This window comes from Psychrobacter nivimaris (assembly GCF_904846365.1).
Lineage (GTDB): Bacteria > Pseudomonadota > Gammaproteobacteria > Pseudomonadales > Moraxellaceae > Psychrobacter > Psychrobacter nivimaris_B.
On record NZ_CAJHAL010000022.1, the window covers coordinates 1 to 16,908 of the forward strand.

Genomic DNA, 16,908 nt, shown 5'->3' on the forward strand with positions numbered 1-16,908 from the left:
ATGTTATTCAATTTAATTATTTTCTATCAAAAAATAGTTAGTCCTATAATACCTGCTCGTTGTCGCTATTATCCGACATGCTCAAATTATGGCAAACAAGCTTTAACATGGTATGGCGCTCGTAAGGGTGGTTGGTTGTTGTTAAAACGTCTTAGCAGGTGTCATCCTTTAGGTGGGCATGGTATAGACTTTGTACCTTTACCCTTAGCTTCCTATAGTTATCAATATATGTATTTTACTAATGTACCAAATACTGATAATCAGGGTTTGGGTGTCTATCGAGACATTACTAGCTATGTCTCACAGCTTAATTATTTGATGAAATCAACATAAAGTCGACTTCTTTAGTCTCAGATAGACACTCTGTTGAGTTACCCACAAGTTATCCACACTCTTGGTATCATTTGAGACAGATTTTTAGTAAAATGATGCACATTTTATGTAAATGACTACTGATACAGTTGCAATGTTACAGGACAGCTGTGTAGGTCAGTCATGACACATGCCCTAATTTTTCATTCCCTAATTTTTTAATCTAGGAAAGGTTTATGCAAAAGATATTTCGGGTGATGATCATCATTGCGATGCTAATTACCGCTTATCTGCTGATTTTGGCATGGCGAGATGATTATGCCGATGCTCCAGCTGTAGATGCGGTGCCAGAAACTACAAGTTCGGTAGGTGCTGACATTCCTTCTACTACTGGTGCAGCAGGTGATATCCCGGTACAGACATTACCTGTGGATAATAGTGCTGTGACAGCGACTCCTGCGAAAAACGCTGGTCTAATCACGGTAACAACTGATCGCTATGATATAAAAATCAATCCAGAAGGTGGTGATATTGTTTATGCTGCGCTCAAGCAGTATGACGCAACGCTCGATAGCGATAAGCCTTTCGTATTGTTAGAAAACAATAGTAACCGTGTGTATGTGGCTCAATCTGGACTTATTGGTCAGAACGGTATTGATACAGCAGAAGGTAGAGCGACTTATAGCCATACTGCTAACAATTATGTGATGGAAGATGGACAGCAAACGTTGTCAGTGCCGCTTACTTACAAAAAAGACGGCGTGACGATCACCAAGACTTTCACTTTCACTGAAAATAAATATCCAATCGATATTAGTTATCAGATCCAAAACGCGTCTACCAATGCTTGGCAAGGTCAGATGTTTGCGCAATTAAAGCGTGATGATAGTAAAGACCCTGGTATGTCTGATAAAGGCGCGCTGAGCATGGCGACTTATCTAGGCGGTGCTTGGGGTACACCAGATGATCCTTATAATAAGCTAAAATTTGGCGACTTTAGTGATGGTGAGTTGACGACGACTAGCGATAAAGGCTGGGTTGGTATCGTACAACATTACTTTGTATCTGCTTGGACGCCTAAAAACTTCACTGGTAAGTTCTTTACACGTGAAACAGGTAGTGATTACTTTATCGGCTTTAATAGCCAACCGGTGAACGTAGCACCAAACAAACAAGTTACTTTAAATGCAACACTATATGCAGGTCCAAAAGTTCAGTCTGAGCTAAAAGACGTTGCGGTAGGCCTTAACAAAACAGTTGATTATGGTCTGCTATGGCCAATATCAAAGGTCTTGTTTGCTATCTTGGAAGGTGTGCATAAGGTTGTTGGTAACTGGGGTTGGTCAATTATTTTACTGACTATCTTAGTAAAAATTGCCTTGATGTGGTTCTCTAATAAGAGCTATTACTCGATGGCAAAAATGCGTGCCATTGCCCCGAGACTCAAAGTGCTCAAAGAAGAGCATGGCGATGATCGGATGAAAATGTCGCAAGAAATGATGGCGATATATAAAGAAGAAAAAGTCAATCCGATGGCAGGTTGTCTACCAATCTTGATGCAGATGCCTATTTTCTTAGCCTTATATTGGGTATTAGTAGAGAGTGTTGAGCTGCGTCATGCACCATGGATTTTGTGGATTCAAGATCTATCAGCGATGGATCCATGGTTTATCTTGCCGTTGCTAATGGGTGCGTCGATGTTTGTGCAGCAGCAGTTGAACCCGCAGCCAGCAGATCCTATGCAGGCAAAAGTAATGAAGTTCTTGCCGATTATCTTTACTGCGTTCATGCTATTCTTCCCAGCAGGTTTGGTTCTATATTGGACAGTCAACAACCTGTTTAGTATGACTCAGCAATATATCGTCAATAAAAAAGTTGATGAAGAGCAGAAGCGTCGTACGGTAAAAGTGGTCGATTAACTAGATCTTTTTCAGAAATACCAAAAACCATCGCGCAAGCGGTGGTTTTTTTATAGGTGGTGGATAAGTGGTAAATGTTATCCACAGCTTATCAACATCATCCACAGCTTACAAACATTGACACGAAAATATGTCTGATGCGGCTACCTTTCAAAGTTTGCTTTGTCAGTATGAGTCCAGACGTCTATAATGGAGCTTTTAAACATTGAGAGTCATTGTGGATTCCTTAGAGACAGCATTAGCCGTACCTAATTCTTCTGAAAAGTCTAATACATCTGGATTGGCCACAATTGCTGCGATTGCAACGCCACTCGGGCGAGGGGGTGTGGGTGTCATACGTCTATCAGGTAGTCGAGCTTACGACATGGCATGCGCTCTAACAGGTAAGTCTACTTTTACGCCGCGGATGGCCAGCTTTTGTCGTTTTTATCAAGCTGATGGCACTGTCATTGATGAGGGATTGGTCTTGTTTTTCAAAGGTCCGCATTCATTCACAGGTGAAGATGTGATTGAGCTGCAAGGGCATGGTGGTGTTATTTTACAAAACCAGTTGCTCGCGCGAGTTTTTGAGCTAGGTGCCAAGCAAGCAAGTGCAGGAGAGTTCTCTTACCGTGCCTTTGATAGTGATAAATTGGACTTAGTGCAGGCCGAAGCGATCGCTGATGCAATTGATGCCACCAGTGCTGCTGCGGCCAGTAGTGCGATTCGCTCTCTGAGCGGTGAGTTTTCACAAAAGATTAACCAGTTATTAGAACAACTCATTCATCTTCGTTTACATGTTGAAGCAGCGATTGATTTCCCCGACGAAGAAGACGTTGATTTTTTGTCTGATGGCGTCATACAAAGTAAGCTTGAGCAGACGCAAGATAAGATACAGCAAGTTTTAGCAACGGCAAAGCAAGGTCAGCTTTTGCGCGATGGTATCCATGTCGTGCTAGCAGGTAGGCCAAACGCAGGTAAATCTAGCTTGCTCAACCGCCTTGCAGGGCAAGAGCGTGCTATCGTGACTGATGTCGCCGGTACTACACGTGATACGCTGCAAGAGACCGTTGTGCTCAATGGTTTGACGCTACACCTGACTGACACAGCAGGCCTACGTGAGACAGAAGACACTGTGGAACGTATCGGAATCGAGCGTGCCCGTACTGCCATCACGCAGGCTGATATGCTACTGATGGTCTATGATGTGACTAGTGATGTTGAAGAAGAAAGCACACCGTTACAGCTTGCTGAACAGTTATTTGGTGAATTGCCAGAAGCTAAACGCTTACTAATCATTGCTAATAAAAGCGACTTATTAAGCGATAATGATAAAGAAAAAAGTGCTGCTATGACCCAAGCTGAAATCAAAAATAGAGGCTATCAGCAAGTTAATGTTTCATGTGAAACAGGCATTGGTATCGATAATTTGGTTGAAGCGCTATGTGAGAAAGTAGGCTTTCATCCACCAGAGAATAGCTTAATTGCTCGTACCAGACATCTCGACGCGCTTAGACGAACTGCTAATTTCTTGGCAGAAGCTCATGAACAATTAACCGTATTTGAAGCAGGTGAGTTGGTTGCTGATAGCTTACGTCAGGCACAGCAGAGCTTGGGTGAAATAACAGGTGAGTTCAGTGCCGATGACTTATTGGGTAAAATATTTGGTAGCTTTTGTATTGGTAAATAACGGATAAACGGTGTTCTTTATTATTTGATAAATTAGCTATCTTGAAAACACTACTCTTATTCTCAATCGTAAAATAAGGAAATGTTATGCACTGTCCGTACTGTAATGCGTCAGAGACCAAGGTTATTGACTCACGTCTTGCTGCGGAAGGGGCACAAGTGCGTCGACGCCGTTCGTGTAACAGCTGCCAAGAACGTTTTACGACTTTTGAGATGGTAGAAGTTGTCATGCCAAGGATTATCAAATCGAGCAACAAGATTGAACCTTACGACAATGAAAAGCTGCGCCGTTCTATTTTACTACCTTTACAAAAGCGTCCTATCACTATCGATGAACAAGAGGCGATGATTAGTCGTATTGAAAAGCGTGTTAGGCAGATGGGTGAGCGAGAAATCAGTAGTAAGGTCTTGGGTGAAATCATCATGAGTGAACTAAAAACTTTAGATGATGTCGCCTATGTACGCTTTGCTAGCGTGTATCGAGACTTTCAAGATATCGATGCATTCCATCAAGAAATTGCCAATATTCGTCCAAATGAGAAGTAAGCGAAGTAAGCTTTTAAGTAATCCCTAGTTGATAAGTGTTTCCCAATTACTAATCAGAATTACCAATCAGCTTTCAAACCTTATGTTCTTATATAGAACCCTCAATCATTTATTAAGCCTAGCCTTATGTCTACTCAAAGCCATGCTCAAGATGCACAAGCCCGCTACTTTATGATGCTTGCTATCGAACAAGCGAAGCGCGGTTTATATACTACTCGACCCAATCCTGCAGTAGGCTGCGTTATTGTTCAGGCAGAGCAGATTGTTGGTCAAGGGTTTCACCCTAAAGCTGGTGAGCCACATGCAGAAGTGTTTGCGCTGAAAGATGCTGGTACACAGGCAGCAGGGGCAACTGCTTACGTTACATTAGAGCCATGTAGTCATACGGGACGTACACCGCCATGTGCGTTGGCGCTGGTTGCCGCTAAGGTGAAGCGCGTTGTGATTGCAGGTCTAGATCCAAATCCGCAGGTCGCAGGTCGCGGTGTGAAACTATTAGAACAAGCTGGTATTGAGGTAACGGTCGGTGTCCTGACAGAGCAGGCAGAGGCACTAAACCGTGGTTTTCTAAAAGCCATGCGTACTAAAATGCCCTATGTACGATTGAAAATAGCGACCAGTCTAGACGGCCGTACAGCGATGGCATCTGGTGAATCAAAGTGGATTACCTCGACAGTTGCTCGCGAAGATGTACAAAAATTACGAGCACAAAGTGGCGCGATTATCACAGGTAGTGAAACCGTAATAACTGATAACCCACAGCTCAACGTGCGCTCAGAACAGTTGGGAGTGCCACCTGAAAAAATACCTAATCCCAAAATAGTCATACTTGATAGGCGTCAGCGTTTAAAGCACAGCTTACAGTCTGATTATCAGCTGTGCCGGCATCCAGATACTATCTATTGGCATGAAGACGATTTGTCGACGTTGTTGGCGAAACTGGTTAGTGAGCACCAGTGCTATGACGTGTTAGTGGAGGCAGGTGCTAGCGTTGCAGGTAGTTTTTTGAGTCAACATTTGGTAGATGAGCTAATCGTATATCAAGCACCTTGTTTACTTGGTGAGCAAGCACGTCCCATGGTTGATTTTAATCCTATGTCCCTTGCTCAGCAGTTACGGTTTGACATAGAAAGTCATCAACAGCTTGGCTCAGACCTCAAATTAACCTTATTACCTTTATAAATATTCTTCGTATAAGTAGGTTGTCCACAAATTATAAAAAAAAGCTTAGAATATGGATAAATCAATTATTAACTTACGTGTTTCACATGGAACTGTGCATAACTTTGTTTCACATGAAACAGATGAGAGGTGTCTATCTTAAGTATTTTAATAAATGTTACTTTAAATCAATAGCTTATGATTTATTTTCTAGATGAGTACGTACCATGAGAAATTTACATTTGTTGTGGATAACTATGTTTTTATAGCGACTTCTAGCTATATCTCTATTGATTTATCTCTACTTATCCACAATCTATCCTATTAAAGGTCAAGTCTAACGATGTTTCACTGTCAGTTATTTGAATAAGTTGTGATAAAGAATTGATAGCTGATTTGATAAACTAAAATATTCGCCTATGAAGGCCATACAGTAATGAGATGAGGGTAATATGTTTACTGGAATTATAGAAAGCGTTGGAAAAGTTAAATCGATGCAGGCGACAGGCGGTGACATACGTTTGACAGTAGAGTCTGATGACTTGGATTTCAGTGACGTGAAGCTAGGCGATTCTATTGCATCAAATGGTATTTGTTTAACCGTGGTAGAGCTCGGAAGTAACTACTACTCTGTTGATGTCTCACGTGAAACGATTGCTAGAACAGCATTAGAAGGGTTAAAAGCAGGACATACCGTCAATCTAGAAAAGGCCATGCTACCGACGACTCGTTTTGGTGGTCATATTGTCGCTGGTCATGTAGATGGCGTAGGGGTCGTTAGTAAATTACAACAAGATGCTCGTTCTATCTATATTGAGATTGAGATACCGCAAGAGCTAGCGCATTATACAGCGACCAAAGGCTCTATTACAGTAGATGGTATTAGTCTGACGACCAATTTAGTGCGTGACAATATTGTTTCTCTAAATATCATTCCGCATACTGCTCAAGTGACAAATATCGCTAAGCATTGGTTAGTAGGTAATAAAGTTAATATTGAAGTAGATATCGTTGCCCGTTATCTAGAGCGTCTATTAAATAAATTTCAATCTGGCGGTATGAACGCGTCAAGCCCGCAAAGCCAAATCACAGAAACATTTTTGGCCGATAATGGGTTTATGAAATAACAATTAAGCTTACTGAAATATTATCCTCGTACCAAGTTTTTGACCCTATCGATATTACTTTGATTAAGTGATATCGATAGGGTATTTTTTATCTGCACTATAGATTTATTGTATAAAACTCTGCAAAACGGATTCTAAGTCTTTCTTACTAATGGGTTTGGATAAAAACTCGTCCATACCTACTTGTATACAAGCCTCGCGATCTTCTTCTGTATTATTCGCAGTTAGCGCCACAATTGGTATTTTATCACCTTGCGAGCGAATCACTTGTGTGGCTTGTAAGCCATCCATAATGGGCATTCGGCAGTCCATCAAAATCAAAGAAATTTCTTCACGTTGGCTTTTGAGTTTCTCGAGTGCTTGCTGTCCATCTTCTGCAACAATACTACGATAACCAAGCTTACTTAACATCTTGCAGGCTATCTTTTGGTTAGTAGGACTGTCTTCTACGACCAAAATCAGTGGAGACAAGATTTCTTTCTTAGGTGTATCTTCTACAAAAGATAGACTGCTGTCATATTGATGTTTGACCAGTATGTTTAATGTTTTCCTTGCAAACAAGGTTAAGCGTAGCAGTTCAGAAAGTAATAAACTTGCGTCCAAGGGTTTGGTCAAAAATCCATCATATTGGCCTAGTAAAATAGAGGGTATATGCCTTTCAAGTTTCATGCTAAGTAATATCTTTGGTAGTGAAGGCGTAGCGACTAGGTCGTTTAACACTTCTTGTTGCTCGCTATACTTGTTGCTCGCATGAGCTGATAAGGTGATGGATTCGCTGTATTCATAATCTAATAACAAGACAGGAATGATGGTTTGCTCATCTTGTTTTAATTTATTTTTTAGCTGCTGTACAGTGGCTCTATCTAAAGTGCTGTAGATAGTCACGGATATCGTTAAGTACTCGCACAAACGTTGTAAATGTTCAGCAACTAGAGGCTGATTGATGACAGCGATAAGGTGAATATGGGGCAGCTGCGAACAACGATGATATACCGATTGATAAGTGGCATGAGGATAAGGAAGGTAGAGGCTAAATATCGTTTCTTTATCCACCGTATTATTTAGTTCGATAAAACCGCCGAGTAACTGAGCAAAGCTATTGGCATCACTCAAGCCAATATTACTGTCTTCAACTAAGTTATGATTGCTTTGATTCAAGATATTGACTAATTGATTTTTTCTCTCAGGAGTAATAGTTGCTCCAGTGTCTTTTACGCTAAACCGAATCCAATAAGATGTCTGCGCAGGCATTGTCGTGTCATTGTTAGGAGTTAAAGGCTGATTACTTATTCGCGTTACTTTATCTTCAGGTACACGATCAACAGTGAGCGCGACATAGCCTGATGTTGTAAAACTAATAGCGTTTTTCAATAGGTTTAATAGGATATGGTGCAGTCGAATGTAATCAGTTTCGATGTAACGAGGACAGTCCGGCGCAAAGAAATAGATCAATTCTAACCCTTGTTGTCTTATTTCTTTTGTGACTAAATTGCTAACCTCTTTGCTTACCTTATAAATATCAACCGTTTCTATACTCAAACGTGTTTTTCTGACTTCAACTTCCTCTGTTGCTAGAGTCTTATTGAGTACAGTCAACATGCTTTGACTGGTTGTAATCAATGTATTTAGAGTCTTTTTACCCTGAGCCGTCAATGTTGAAGGGTCGATGGGTTCCAACGAATCAATTATCTTCTCTAGTGGTATCCTTAACTTACGACCTATAAATGCTTGGGCTTCGTTTGATTCATCAATTTGTAATTGCAGTTGTTGGTTGTGCAGCTGTAGTTGTTCAGACTGATGGAAAATCTCATCAACATTATTAAAAATCACAGTGAAACCGTGAACTTGCCCATGTTCACCGAACCATGGTGTTACGTGTAGTTGGTAGGCTTGTTTATTTTCCAAGCCATAAACTATCAGTGTGCGAGTAACGCGTAAATTTGAAATAGTTTTTAAGAGTATTTGAGTGGCCTCATCTTTCCCTTCAACGAAATCAGTCAGTTCATAGCTTTGCTCTCTCTGTGTAGGAGGAGTAAATACTTGCTCAAAACGCTGATTATAGAAACTAATTTGACCATGTCGTATACTCATCAACATCGGTAAGGGCGCCTGATCAACCAGACGTTCTAACCGATGAGTCAATGTTTTTATACGCCGATAGTCATTATGTAGTTGGTAGCTGACGCGACTTAGCGCATGACCTAACAGCATGAACTCGGTAGTAGATTTCTTTTGTAAAAACGGCGGCGGTGTATAAGATTCTTTTGCGCGGCTACTCAAATTATCCGTATAAACCAGTAATTGTTCCCAGTTAGTTCGACGATTAAGCATATAGAGCAATGCCATGAAGAACAGTACGATGGCGACCATCAAGGGGAGCCAATAACGGTAAGATATCCAGTCGACAACAAAAGGTTCATGGCGTAATACGATATAAATCTGATGTCCGCTTTTTAGAGTAATGATTCCTGTTAGTTCATTGCTATTAACTGTATAGGAGCTATGGTCGCTGCTGCTAGAAGCTGATGTACCGATGGTAGGGAAAGCAACGGTAGAAAAAGCAGATTCATTGGGACGGGTATTATGATGAATATAGGTCTGCCCAGAAGGTGTCATTAAAATCAGCTGATAACTAAGGTGCTCAAAAGTAGGTTGCTCTAAGATTCTTTTTATTTCACTATCTACAGGCGCTGCATGCTCAATAATACTGTGCTGTAGGGCATAAAAAGTATCTATGCTGTGTTGCTCACTATGTTTTTTCATCCCATCAAACAGTGTGACATAGTACAGCAGTAACATAACCGTGAGAGACAAGGCATAAAAAATCAATAAGCGCTGTAAGGACTGAAACTGTTGCATGAAAGCGTGGCCCTATCTCGACACGAAAAAATATAGTGAAATTAAAATTAGGTTTCTACATATAGTAGGGGAATTATACGGCAGTTGAATTGCCTAAAGTTTTTAGTGTTACCTTCTATTTATAGCAGAATAACGGCTTACTGTTTACAGAGAGTGGTTATTAACGCCAAATTGTTTTGTAAAAAATATAAATAGAACGTTCGATGTCCTTGATATTATAAAGGCAAATAATGTCATTGGTTATCATGAACTGAGGTCATTACAATCATGGCACTGCGCCGTAAACTCACCTATAATGAACAAATAAACCTTATATAATGCATGATTATGACTACAACTGCTCCTACCTTTGATACATCTAACTCGCTTACTGACCATGATAACCCAACTACTAACCGATTAAGGGTAGTATTTGCGGGTACACCTGAATTTGCTGCTATTAGCCTTGAGTCGTTAATTAAGCAGCAAGAAGCGCTGAATATAGAGATAGTTGCTGTTTACACCCAGCCTGATCGTAAAGCAGGTCGTGGTCAAAAGCTGTCAGCCTCTGCGGTAAAAGAAGTTGCATTGACACATGATATCGCTGTAGAGCAGCCAGTCACTTTTAAAAAGTCTAGTGCAGAAGGGCTAGCTGCTAGGCAAACTCTGCGCACCTATCAACCAGATGTGATGATTGTCGCCGCTTACGGGTTGATCCTACCTATCGGTGTATTAGAGACGCCTACTCATGGTTGCTTGAATATTCACGCTTCACTGTTACCACGCTGGCGCGGTGCTGCACCTATCCATCGTGCACTCTTGGCCGGAGACGATGAGACAGGAATTACCATTATGCAGATGGACAAAGGTCTTGATACAGGTGACATGCTTTATAAAGTTAGCGAAAGTATTGCCTCTGATGATACCGCTGCTAGCCTACATGATAAGATGGCTGCACTTGGTGCGACAGCCATTAGTACGGTGTTAAAAGATTTAGCTGCTTATCAAGCTCAAGCTATTGCTCAAAATGATAGTCAAGCCAACTACGCTGAAAAGCTGGTCAAAACCGAAGGCGAAGTTGATTGGTCGCAGCCTGCTGCCGCTATTGAACGCCAAATTCGTGGGCTGACACCATGGCCGGGTGCTTATACTTTCCTAGCAGGGCAGCGCGTCAAAGTGTTGGCTAGCTTACCTGTAAATACATCGCAGCAAACGAATAAACCTGCTGGAACGGTTATCAGTGTCGGACGAAAAGCGATCTTAGTCGCTTGTGGTAAGGATAATGATACCGAGTCGTCGGCCACTACTTTAGCCATTACTCATTTACAGTTTGCGGGTGGTAAGCCGATGACTGCTGAACAAGTTTGCCATGGCAACCAATTAAATGACGGCGATCAATTTACGTCAGAAACAAAATAACGTTACTTATATTTAACCTACTTGCACAAGACGCTATCGATCATAAGTCAAGGAAATGAAATTTAATGAGACAAAACAGTACTGCGCCTAGAAACAATAAGCTCAAACCATCAAGCAATCTTATTATGAATGGCAGCGTACGCGTGCGTGTGATTCGTACCTTACTGGCTATCCAAAACGGTCAGTCGCTCTCAAGCGTCCTTGATCCATTGCTAAACAGTCTGCACGATGGTGATAAAGGCTTTGCCCATGCATTACTGCTCACGACATTGCGCCAGTGGCATGCGTTGGCACGTTTGCTTGATAGCTTAGCAGACAACCCTATCGACGAGATTGAGGTGCGTACCACCATTCAAGTCGGCTTAGTACAGTTGCTTTACTTAGAAGTGGCTGACCATGCTGCCATTCACGAAACCGTTGAGGCTGCAAAAGAGATTGAGTTCGCTCACTCGACTGGTTTGGTGAATGCTATTTTGCGTAAGGTCGCTAAGAATCCAAGCAAATTCCGTAAGAAGTGCGATAAAAAACATAGTCTACCAAATTGGCTTGCTTACCAGCTTAAGCAAGATTGGAGCGAGCAGTATGATGAGCTGACACAAGGCTTACGCCAACCAGCACCGATGTTTTTACGAGTGAATTCGGCGGTTACTTCGGTAGAGGAATATCAGCATGCATTGGATGGCGCAGAAATTGATGCAGATATCGTTGAGCTAACGACTGGTTTTAAGGTAGCAAACTCATCAGGGTCTGCCACTTCCACCACGCTATCAACCAAAGGTCTTAGACTACATCAAAGCACTGCCGTTAACGCTTTGCCTGATTTTGCTTTAGGAACAGCTAGCGTTCAAGATATGCATGCTCAGTTAGCTGCACCGATTATTAATCAAGCATTGATGGCTAAGCTCATTGCTGAAAGTGCGAATACTAACAGCGACAATGATGAAAGTAATAACAATGAGCTACATATTCTAGATGCTTGCGCGGCACCTGGTGGTAAATTGGCTCATTGGTTAGAGCTTATAAGTGCTAACGACCAGTCATCGTTGTTTCACGTGAAACAAGATAACAATGGGATGTCATCTGAAACGTCGCCTGAAAATAACAACATCAAAGTAACAGCTATTGATAATGAAGCACCACGTATCGAGCGTATTCGTGAGAATTTACAGCGCCTAAATTTAAGTCAGCATGATTTGCAGCAAGCGGATAACAGCATCGCATTGAATATTGTCTGTGCAGATGCGACCAGATGGCAGCATGGAAAAAATAAAAAAGCGGCGACAAATGAACCCGTATTTGATGCGATATTATTGGACTCTCCTTGTACTGCGACTGGCGTGATTCGCCGTCATCCAGATATCAGTATCTTGCGTACCGAAGAAGACATCGAGCAAACAGCGCTGCTACAAGCAGACATCTTGCATAATCTATGGCCACAACTCAAAGCTGGTGGTTATCTGCTGTACGTGACATGTTCTATCTTAAAGCAAGAGAACGTCGAGCAAATGCAGGACTTTATCACTCATCATAATGATGCAGTAGTGATTGAGTTTACTGACGATTGCAGTTGGGGTATCGAACAAGCAATCGGTCGTCAGTGCTTACCAATTGATAGCGCGAGTGGCGATGGTTTTTATTATGCATTGCTACAAAAAACTGCTGAATAAACCGTTTTTAAATATTGAATAACATTATTGTAGACAGGACAATCTAATGAAATATATCAGTACCCGTGGTCAGACAGCGCCGATGGATTTTAGTGATGTGCTTTTGATGGGTCTTGCCCCAGATGGTGGTTTGATGTTGCCTGAGCATTATCCAAATATCGATAGTGCAACCCTTGATGAATGGCGTACGCTCAGCTATCCAAAGCTTGCGATGGCGATTATGCAGCGTTTTGCCACTGATATTCCTGTGGCTGATTTGCAAGATATCATTGAGCGCACTTATACTGCTGATGTATTTGGCTCTGACGAGATTGTTCCTGTCCGCAAGCTCGAAGACAATTTATATATTCTAGGATTATCAAACGGTCCGACATTGGCATTTAAAGATGTTGCCATGCAGTTTTTGGGCAATGCCTTTGAATATGTGCTTAAGAAAAAAGACGCACGTATTACGATCATTGGTGCGACCAGTGGTGACACCGGTAGTGCAGCAGAGTATGCATTGCGAGGTAAAGAGAACATCGAAGTCTTTATGCTGTCACCATACGGCAAAATGAGTGAGTTCCAACGTGCGCAGATGTATAGTTTGACCGACAACAATATTCATAACATTGCGATCGATGGTATGTTTGATGATTGCCAAGACATAGTCAAAGCGCTACAGCAAGATGCTGAGTTTAAAGCCGCTTATAATTTAGGCACGGTAAACTCTATCAACTGGGGTCGTATCCTAGCGCAGATTGTTTACTATTTTAAAGCTTACTTTGCGGTTACGACGAGCAACGATGAAAAAGTCAGCTTTAGCGTACCATCAGGTAATTTCGGTAATATTTGTGCCGGTCACATCGCTCGCGAAATGGGACTGCCAATTGACCGTCTGATTGTCGCAACCAATGAAAACGACGTTTTAAATGACTTCTTTAATCAAGGTGCTTATCAGCCGCGTCCGACTGAAAAAACCTATGTAACCTCTAGTCCGTCAATGGATATCTCAAAAGCATCTAACTTTGAGCGTTTTGTTTATTTGCTATTAGAAAAAGATAGCGCACGCGTTCATGAATTGTTTGACGGCGTAAAATCAGGTCGAGGGTTTGACTTGTCTGAATTAATGGAAGCAGTTAATAACCGCTACGGTTTTGCTGCTGGTAAATCTACTCATAGCGACCGCTTGCAGACTATCAAAGCGCTTTATGAGCAGCATGGTGAATTGGTTGATCCACATACTGCTGATGGTATCAAGGTCGCTAAAGAGCTACAGTTAGATGGTGAACTTATTGTTTGTGCAGAGACAGCATTACCCGTTAAGTTTGCGGATACTATTGTGGAAGCAGTAGGTCAAATAGATATCGCTCGTCCAGCGCATACTGAAGGGTTAGAAGATTTATCACAGCACGTAGTGGTACTGGATAATAAGGCTGAGCTGGTTGCTGAACAAATCCGCCAACATGTCACGCCGAATTCTGCTTAAGTAATAACGGTCTTTAGGCTTATCATCAGCAAGGAAAAATATCCGCGTAAAAGTTACAACATTGTAATAAAGTGTTTATGATTGTGTTATGGTAGATATAATTGTAATATTAGAAACGGCGTCAGCAAGTCATCATCGTGCTAGGCGCTTTTTTAGGAATTATTCTAGCCAATTACACTGAACAGTTACCCTATAATTGCCATGAGAATTTTACTTGTAAATTGCTGATATAATTAAACTTTTATTAATTTTAGAGGTTTTTGCAGTGATAAGTTAAGTACAGTTCTTTATGTCGAACACAGTGGTACATATTGTGGATATAACGATGAAGATGAGCTTAAAAAAGACAGCAAAAGCACTGGCAAAAGGATTATTAGTTACGACATTTAGTAGTGCCATGTTGATGAGCACGGCTCAAGCTAACAATCCGCCGCCAACTATCAAAGCTGATGCGCCCAATCGTTATATTGTCAAAAAAGGCGATACCTTATGGGATATTTCAGGTCGCTATCTAGACAGTCCTTGGCGCTGGAAAGAAATTTGGGCCACCAATAAGCAAATCAAAAATCCAAACCTTATCTACCCCAATGATGTTCTTATCCTTTGTGTGATTCAAGGAAAAACGCTGATTGGCGTTGATACTGGTGAAGGCTGTGCTGGCGTTGAAAAGCAGCTTACTGGAAGTGTAAGTACAAGTACGGTCGCGATTACCTCGACGGCCAATAGCATTCCTCCTATTCCGTGGTCAGCTATTCAGCATTGGCTTGATAAAATGCTTATCGTAAATCCCCAAGACTTTAATACCACGCCTTATATTTTAGCTTCTAAAAACCGTAACTTAATTACTGCGCGTGGTGATAAGGTCTATGCTAAAGGCGTACCGCTTATCGTGGGCCAACGTTACGGCGTCTACCGTGAGGGTGAGCTATATGTAGACCCCAAAACGCAAGAAGTGATCGGTTTAGAAGTTACGCAGGTAGCGACTGGTCTTGTTACTTCTACAGAAAGTAATGGTGTGACTAGCTTGCAGCTTATCGATAGCTATGGCAAAGAAGTGCGTGAAGGGGATCGCGTCTTTGTAGAGTTAGACAACGCTATTCCTCCTGTCTTTTATCCAACGCCTGCAAGTGTCAGTCGCGGCGGTATGATCGTACGTGTGATGGACTCTATCAGCTCGGCTGCAAAGGGTAGTGTGGTCGCTATTAACTTGGGTAGCTTGCAAGGTGCTAAGCCAGGTGATGTGCTAACGGTTTATCAAAAAGGGCCTTTGGTACGTGATACTAAGGACAATGACACACCTGTACGTCTACCAAACGAGCCTAGCGGTATGGTGATGATTTTTAATACCTTTGACCACATCAGCTATGCCTATGTACTTGATTCTGAGCTGCCACTTAATATTGGCGATCAGTTATTACCACCTCCTTATCTATAAATAGCTATAAGGCTGTATTAAGCAACATATTAAACTAAATACTAATCTAAGCTTGCCTATACGAGACAGATGACAATGACGGCAGTCACCTCTTCTTTATCCGACGATCAGCGCGCTATCTTAGCGCTGTGGTATGAGGTGAATGCGTCGTTATCTGCTTATCACAAACTGATCACTTCTTTTGGTTATCCGCAGCTTGCTTGGCAAGCCAAAGTAGAGGCATGGAAGCAGCTCGGTATTCATCATACCCATCTCAAACGTCATGAACAGCCAGAGCAAACACTCGCCAATATCGATAAGATTCAGCAAGCATTGATAGATGGGCGTTATGGTTTACTATTCGCTGATGACGCCGATTATCCTGCCCAACTCTCACAAATCTACGACCCGCCGCCATTATTATTTTATCGTGGGAATAGCGCACGCCTGCATCAAGCACAAATCGCTATAGTAGGTAGCCGAAAACCCACCGCGCATGCGCAAAAAATCACGTTTGATATGGCGCAGTACTTAGCGCAAGCAGGCTATATTATTACTAGCGGTCTGGCTATGGGTGTGGATAAACGCGCACATTTAGGCGCATTAGCACAGGCAGACCCTGACTATCAGGGACGGACGGTTGGTGTAATGGGTACAGGGATCGATGTGAACTATCCCAATCATCGAGATCAGTTATTTACTCAAATTGTTGAGCAAGGTGGCTGCATTATCAGTGAGCTACTACCGCATACGCAGCCTCATAAACATACTTTTCCGCGTCGCAATCGTTTGGTAGCTGGGCTGAGTCTCGCGACCATTGTGACGGAAGCGACAATCAAAAGCGGCTCGCTTATCACAGCACGACTCACGTCTGAACAAGGTAAACAGGTCTTTGCTATTCCCAGTCATATTGATAATAGTAATGCAGAGGGTTGCCATCATTTGATACGTGAAGGTGCGACCTTGATTTATCATCCGCATCAAGTACTAGAAGACGTCAATGGTCAGCTTGACTATGATGAAAGCGCTTATAGAACAGCGAACGCTACTACTTTCAATAGTAATCACTCGAATGTTACTCAGACTTCCGATGCGTTTGATATAGAGAAAAACTCAATCAAATCTACTAGCCAGCAACCATCCTCTGAGATAAAGCCTGCGTGCAGCACAGTCATTGTGCCTGAGCATTTAACTGCAATCTATGAGCAGCTTGACTGGCATGGGCAAGATTTAGATGCGCTTATTAGTGCAACTAAGCTTGCACCGCCGCAGTTGATTGGTCAGCTAATGGAGCTTGAGTTAATGGGTCTTATCAGCGAACAAGGTGGAAGATATTTACGCATTTAAAATATTGCAAATATTCCTTATT

General features: G+C 42.0%; 12 protein-coding genes. 11 read left to right on the plus strand and 1 reads right to left on the minus strand.

Features of this window, described 5'->3' with window-relative positions; genetic code table 11:
* The 6 genes from yidD to JMX63_RS09750 all read left to right on the plus strand — a co-directional run.
* The coding region (yidD, locus tag JMX63_RS09725; RefSeq protein WP_201572184.1) for a membrane protein insertion efficiency factor YidD at nucleotides 1-333 on the plus strand (333 nt) is incomplete at its 5' end.
* Nucleotides 334-548: 215 nt separating this feature from the next.
* Nucleotides 549-2,231 (plus strand): membrane protein insertase YidC, encoded by a 1,683-nt coding sequence (yidC, locus tag JMX63_RS09730; protein ID WP_134292694.1) that lies wholly within the window; start codon nucleotides 549-551, stop codon nucleotides 2,229-2,231.
* 280 nt (nucleotides 2,232-2,511) lie between these two features.
* Nucleotides 2,512-3,900: a tRNA uridine-5-carboxymethylaminomethyl(34) synthesis GTPase MnmE gene (gene mnmE / locus JMX63_RS09735; RefSeq protein WP_227673310.1), complete on the plus strand. Its 1,389-nt coding sequence runs from the start codon at nucleotides 2,512-2,514 to the stop codon at nucleotides 3,898-3,900.
* An 86-nt stretch (nucleotides 3,901-3,986) separates the two neighbouring features.
* A complete protein-coding gene (gene nrdR, locus JMX63_RS09740; protein ID WP_057762240.1) occupies nucleotides 3,987-4,445 on the plus strand; it encodes a transcriptional regulator NrdR in 459 nt (152 codons plus the stop codon).
* A 126-nt stretch (nucleotides 4,446-4,571) separates the two neighbouring features.
* Nucleotides 4,572-5,627: a bifunctional diaminohydroxyphosphoribosylaminopyrimidine deaminase/5-amino-6-(5-phosphoribosylamino)uracil reductase RibD gene (gene ribD / locus JMX63_RS09745; RefSeq protein ID WP_201572188.1), complete on the plus strand. Its 1,056-nt coding sequence runs from the start codon at nucleotides 4,572-4,574 to the stop codon at nucleotides 5,625-5,627.
* 431 nt (nucleotides 5,628-6,058) lie between these two features.
* On the plus strand, nucleotides 6,059-6,733 hold the full coding sequence (locus JMX63_RS09750) for a riboflavin synthase (RefSeq protein WP_134292691.1): 675 nt from the start codon (nucleotides 6,059-6,061) through the stop codon (nucleotides 6,731-6,733).
* A gap of 105 nt (nucleotides 6,734-6,838) precedes the next feature.
* Here JMX63_RS09750 and JMX63_RS09755 read toward each other — a convergent pair whose 3' ends face one another.
* On the minus strand, nucleotides 6,839-9,592 hold the full coding sequence (locus tag JMX63_RS09755) for a response regulator (RefSeq protein WP_201572190.1): 2,754 nt from the start codon (nucleotides 9,590-9,592) through the stop codon (nucleotides 6,839-6,841).
* 327 nt (nucleotides 9,593-9,919) lie between these two features.
* Between JMX63_RS09755 and fmt the strand changes: the two genes are divergently transcribed.
* The 5 genes from fmt to dprA all read left to right on the plus strand — a co-directional run bounded on the left by fmt (nucleotide 9,920) and on the right by dprA (nucleotide 16,886).
* Nucleotides 9,920-10,990, plus strand: coding sequence for a methionyl-tRNA formyltransferase (gene fmt, locus JMX63_RS09760; RefSeq protein WP_201572192.1), 1,071 nt, complete (start codon nucleotides 9,920-9,922; stop codon nucleotides 10,988-10,990).
* A gap of 65 nt (nucleotides 10,991-11,055) precedes the next feature.
* Nucleotides 11,056-12,657: a transcription antitermination factor NusB gene (locus JMX63_RS09765; protein WP_201572194.1), complete on the plus strand. Its 1,602-nt coding sequence runs from the start codon at nucleotides 11,056-11,058 to the stop codon at nucleotides 12,655-12,657.
* 46 nt (nucleotides 12,658-12,703) lie between these two features.
* Nucleotides 12,704-14,125 (plus strand): threonine synthase, encoded by a 1,422-nt coding sequence (gene thrC, locus JMX63_RS09770; RefSeq protein ID WP_134292687.1) that lies wholly within the window; start codon nucleotides 12,704-12,706, stop codon nucleotides 14,123-14,125.
* Between the two features lie 325 nt (nucleotides 14,126-14,450).
* On the plus strand, nucleotides 14,451-15,560 hold the full coding sequence (locus JMX63_RS09775; protein ID WP_413775350.1) for a LysM peptidoglycan-binding domain-containing protein: 1,110 nt from the start codon (nucleotides 14,451-14,453) through the stop codon (nucleotides 15,558-15,560).
* Nucleotides 15,561-15,635: 75 nt separating this feature from the next.
* Nucleotides 15,636-16,886: a DNA-processing protein DprA gene (gene dprA, locus JMX63_RS09780; protein ID WP_134292695.1), complete on the plus strand. Its 1,251-nt coding sequence runs from the start codon at nucleotides 15,636-15,638 to the stop codon at nucleotides 16,884-16,886.
* Nucleotides 16,887-16,908 lie beyond the last annotated feature (22 nt).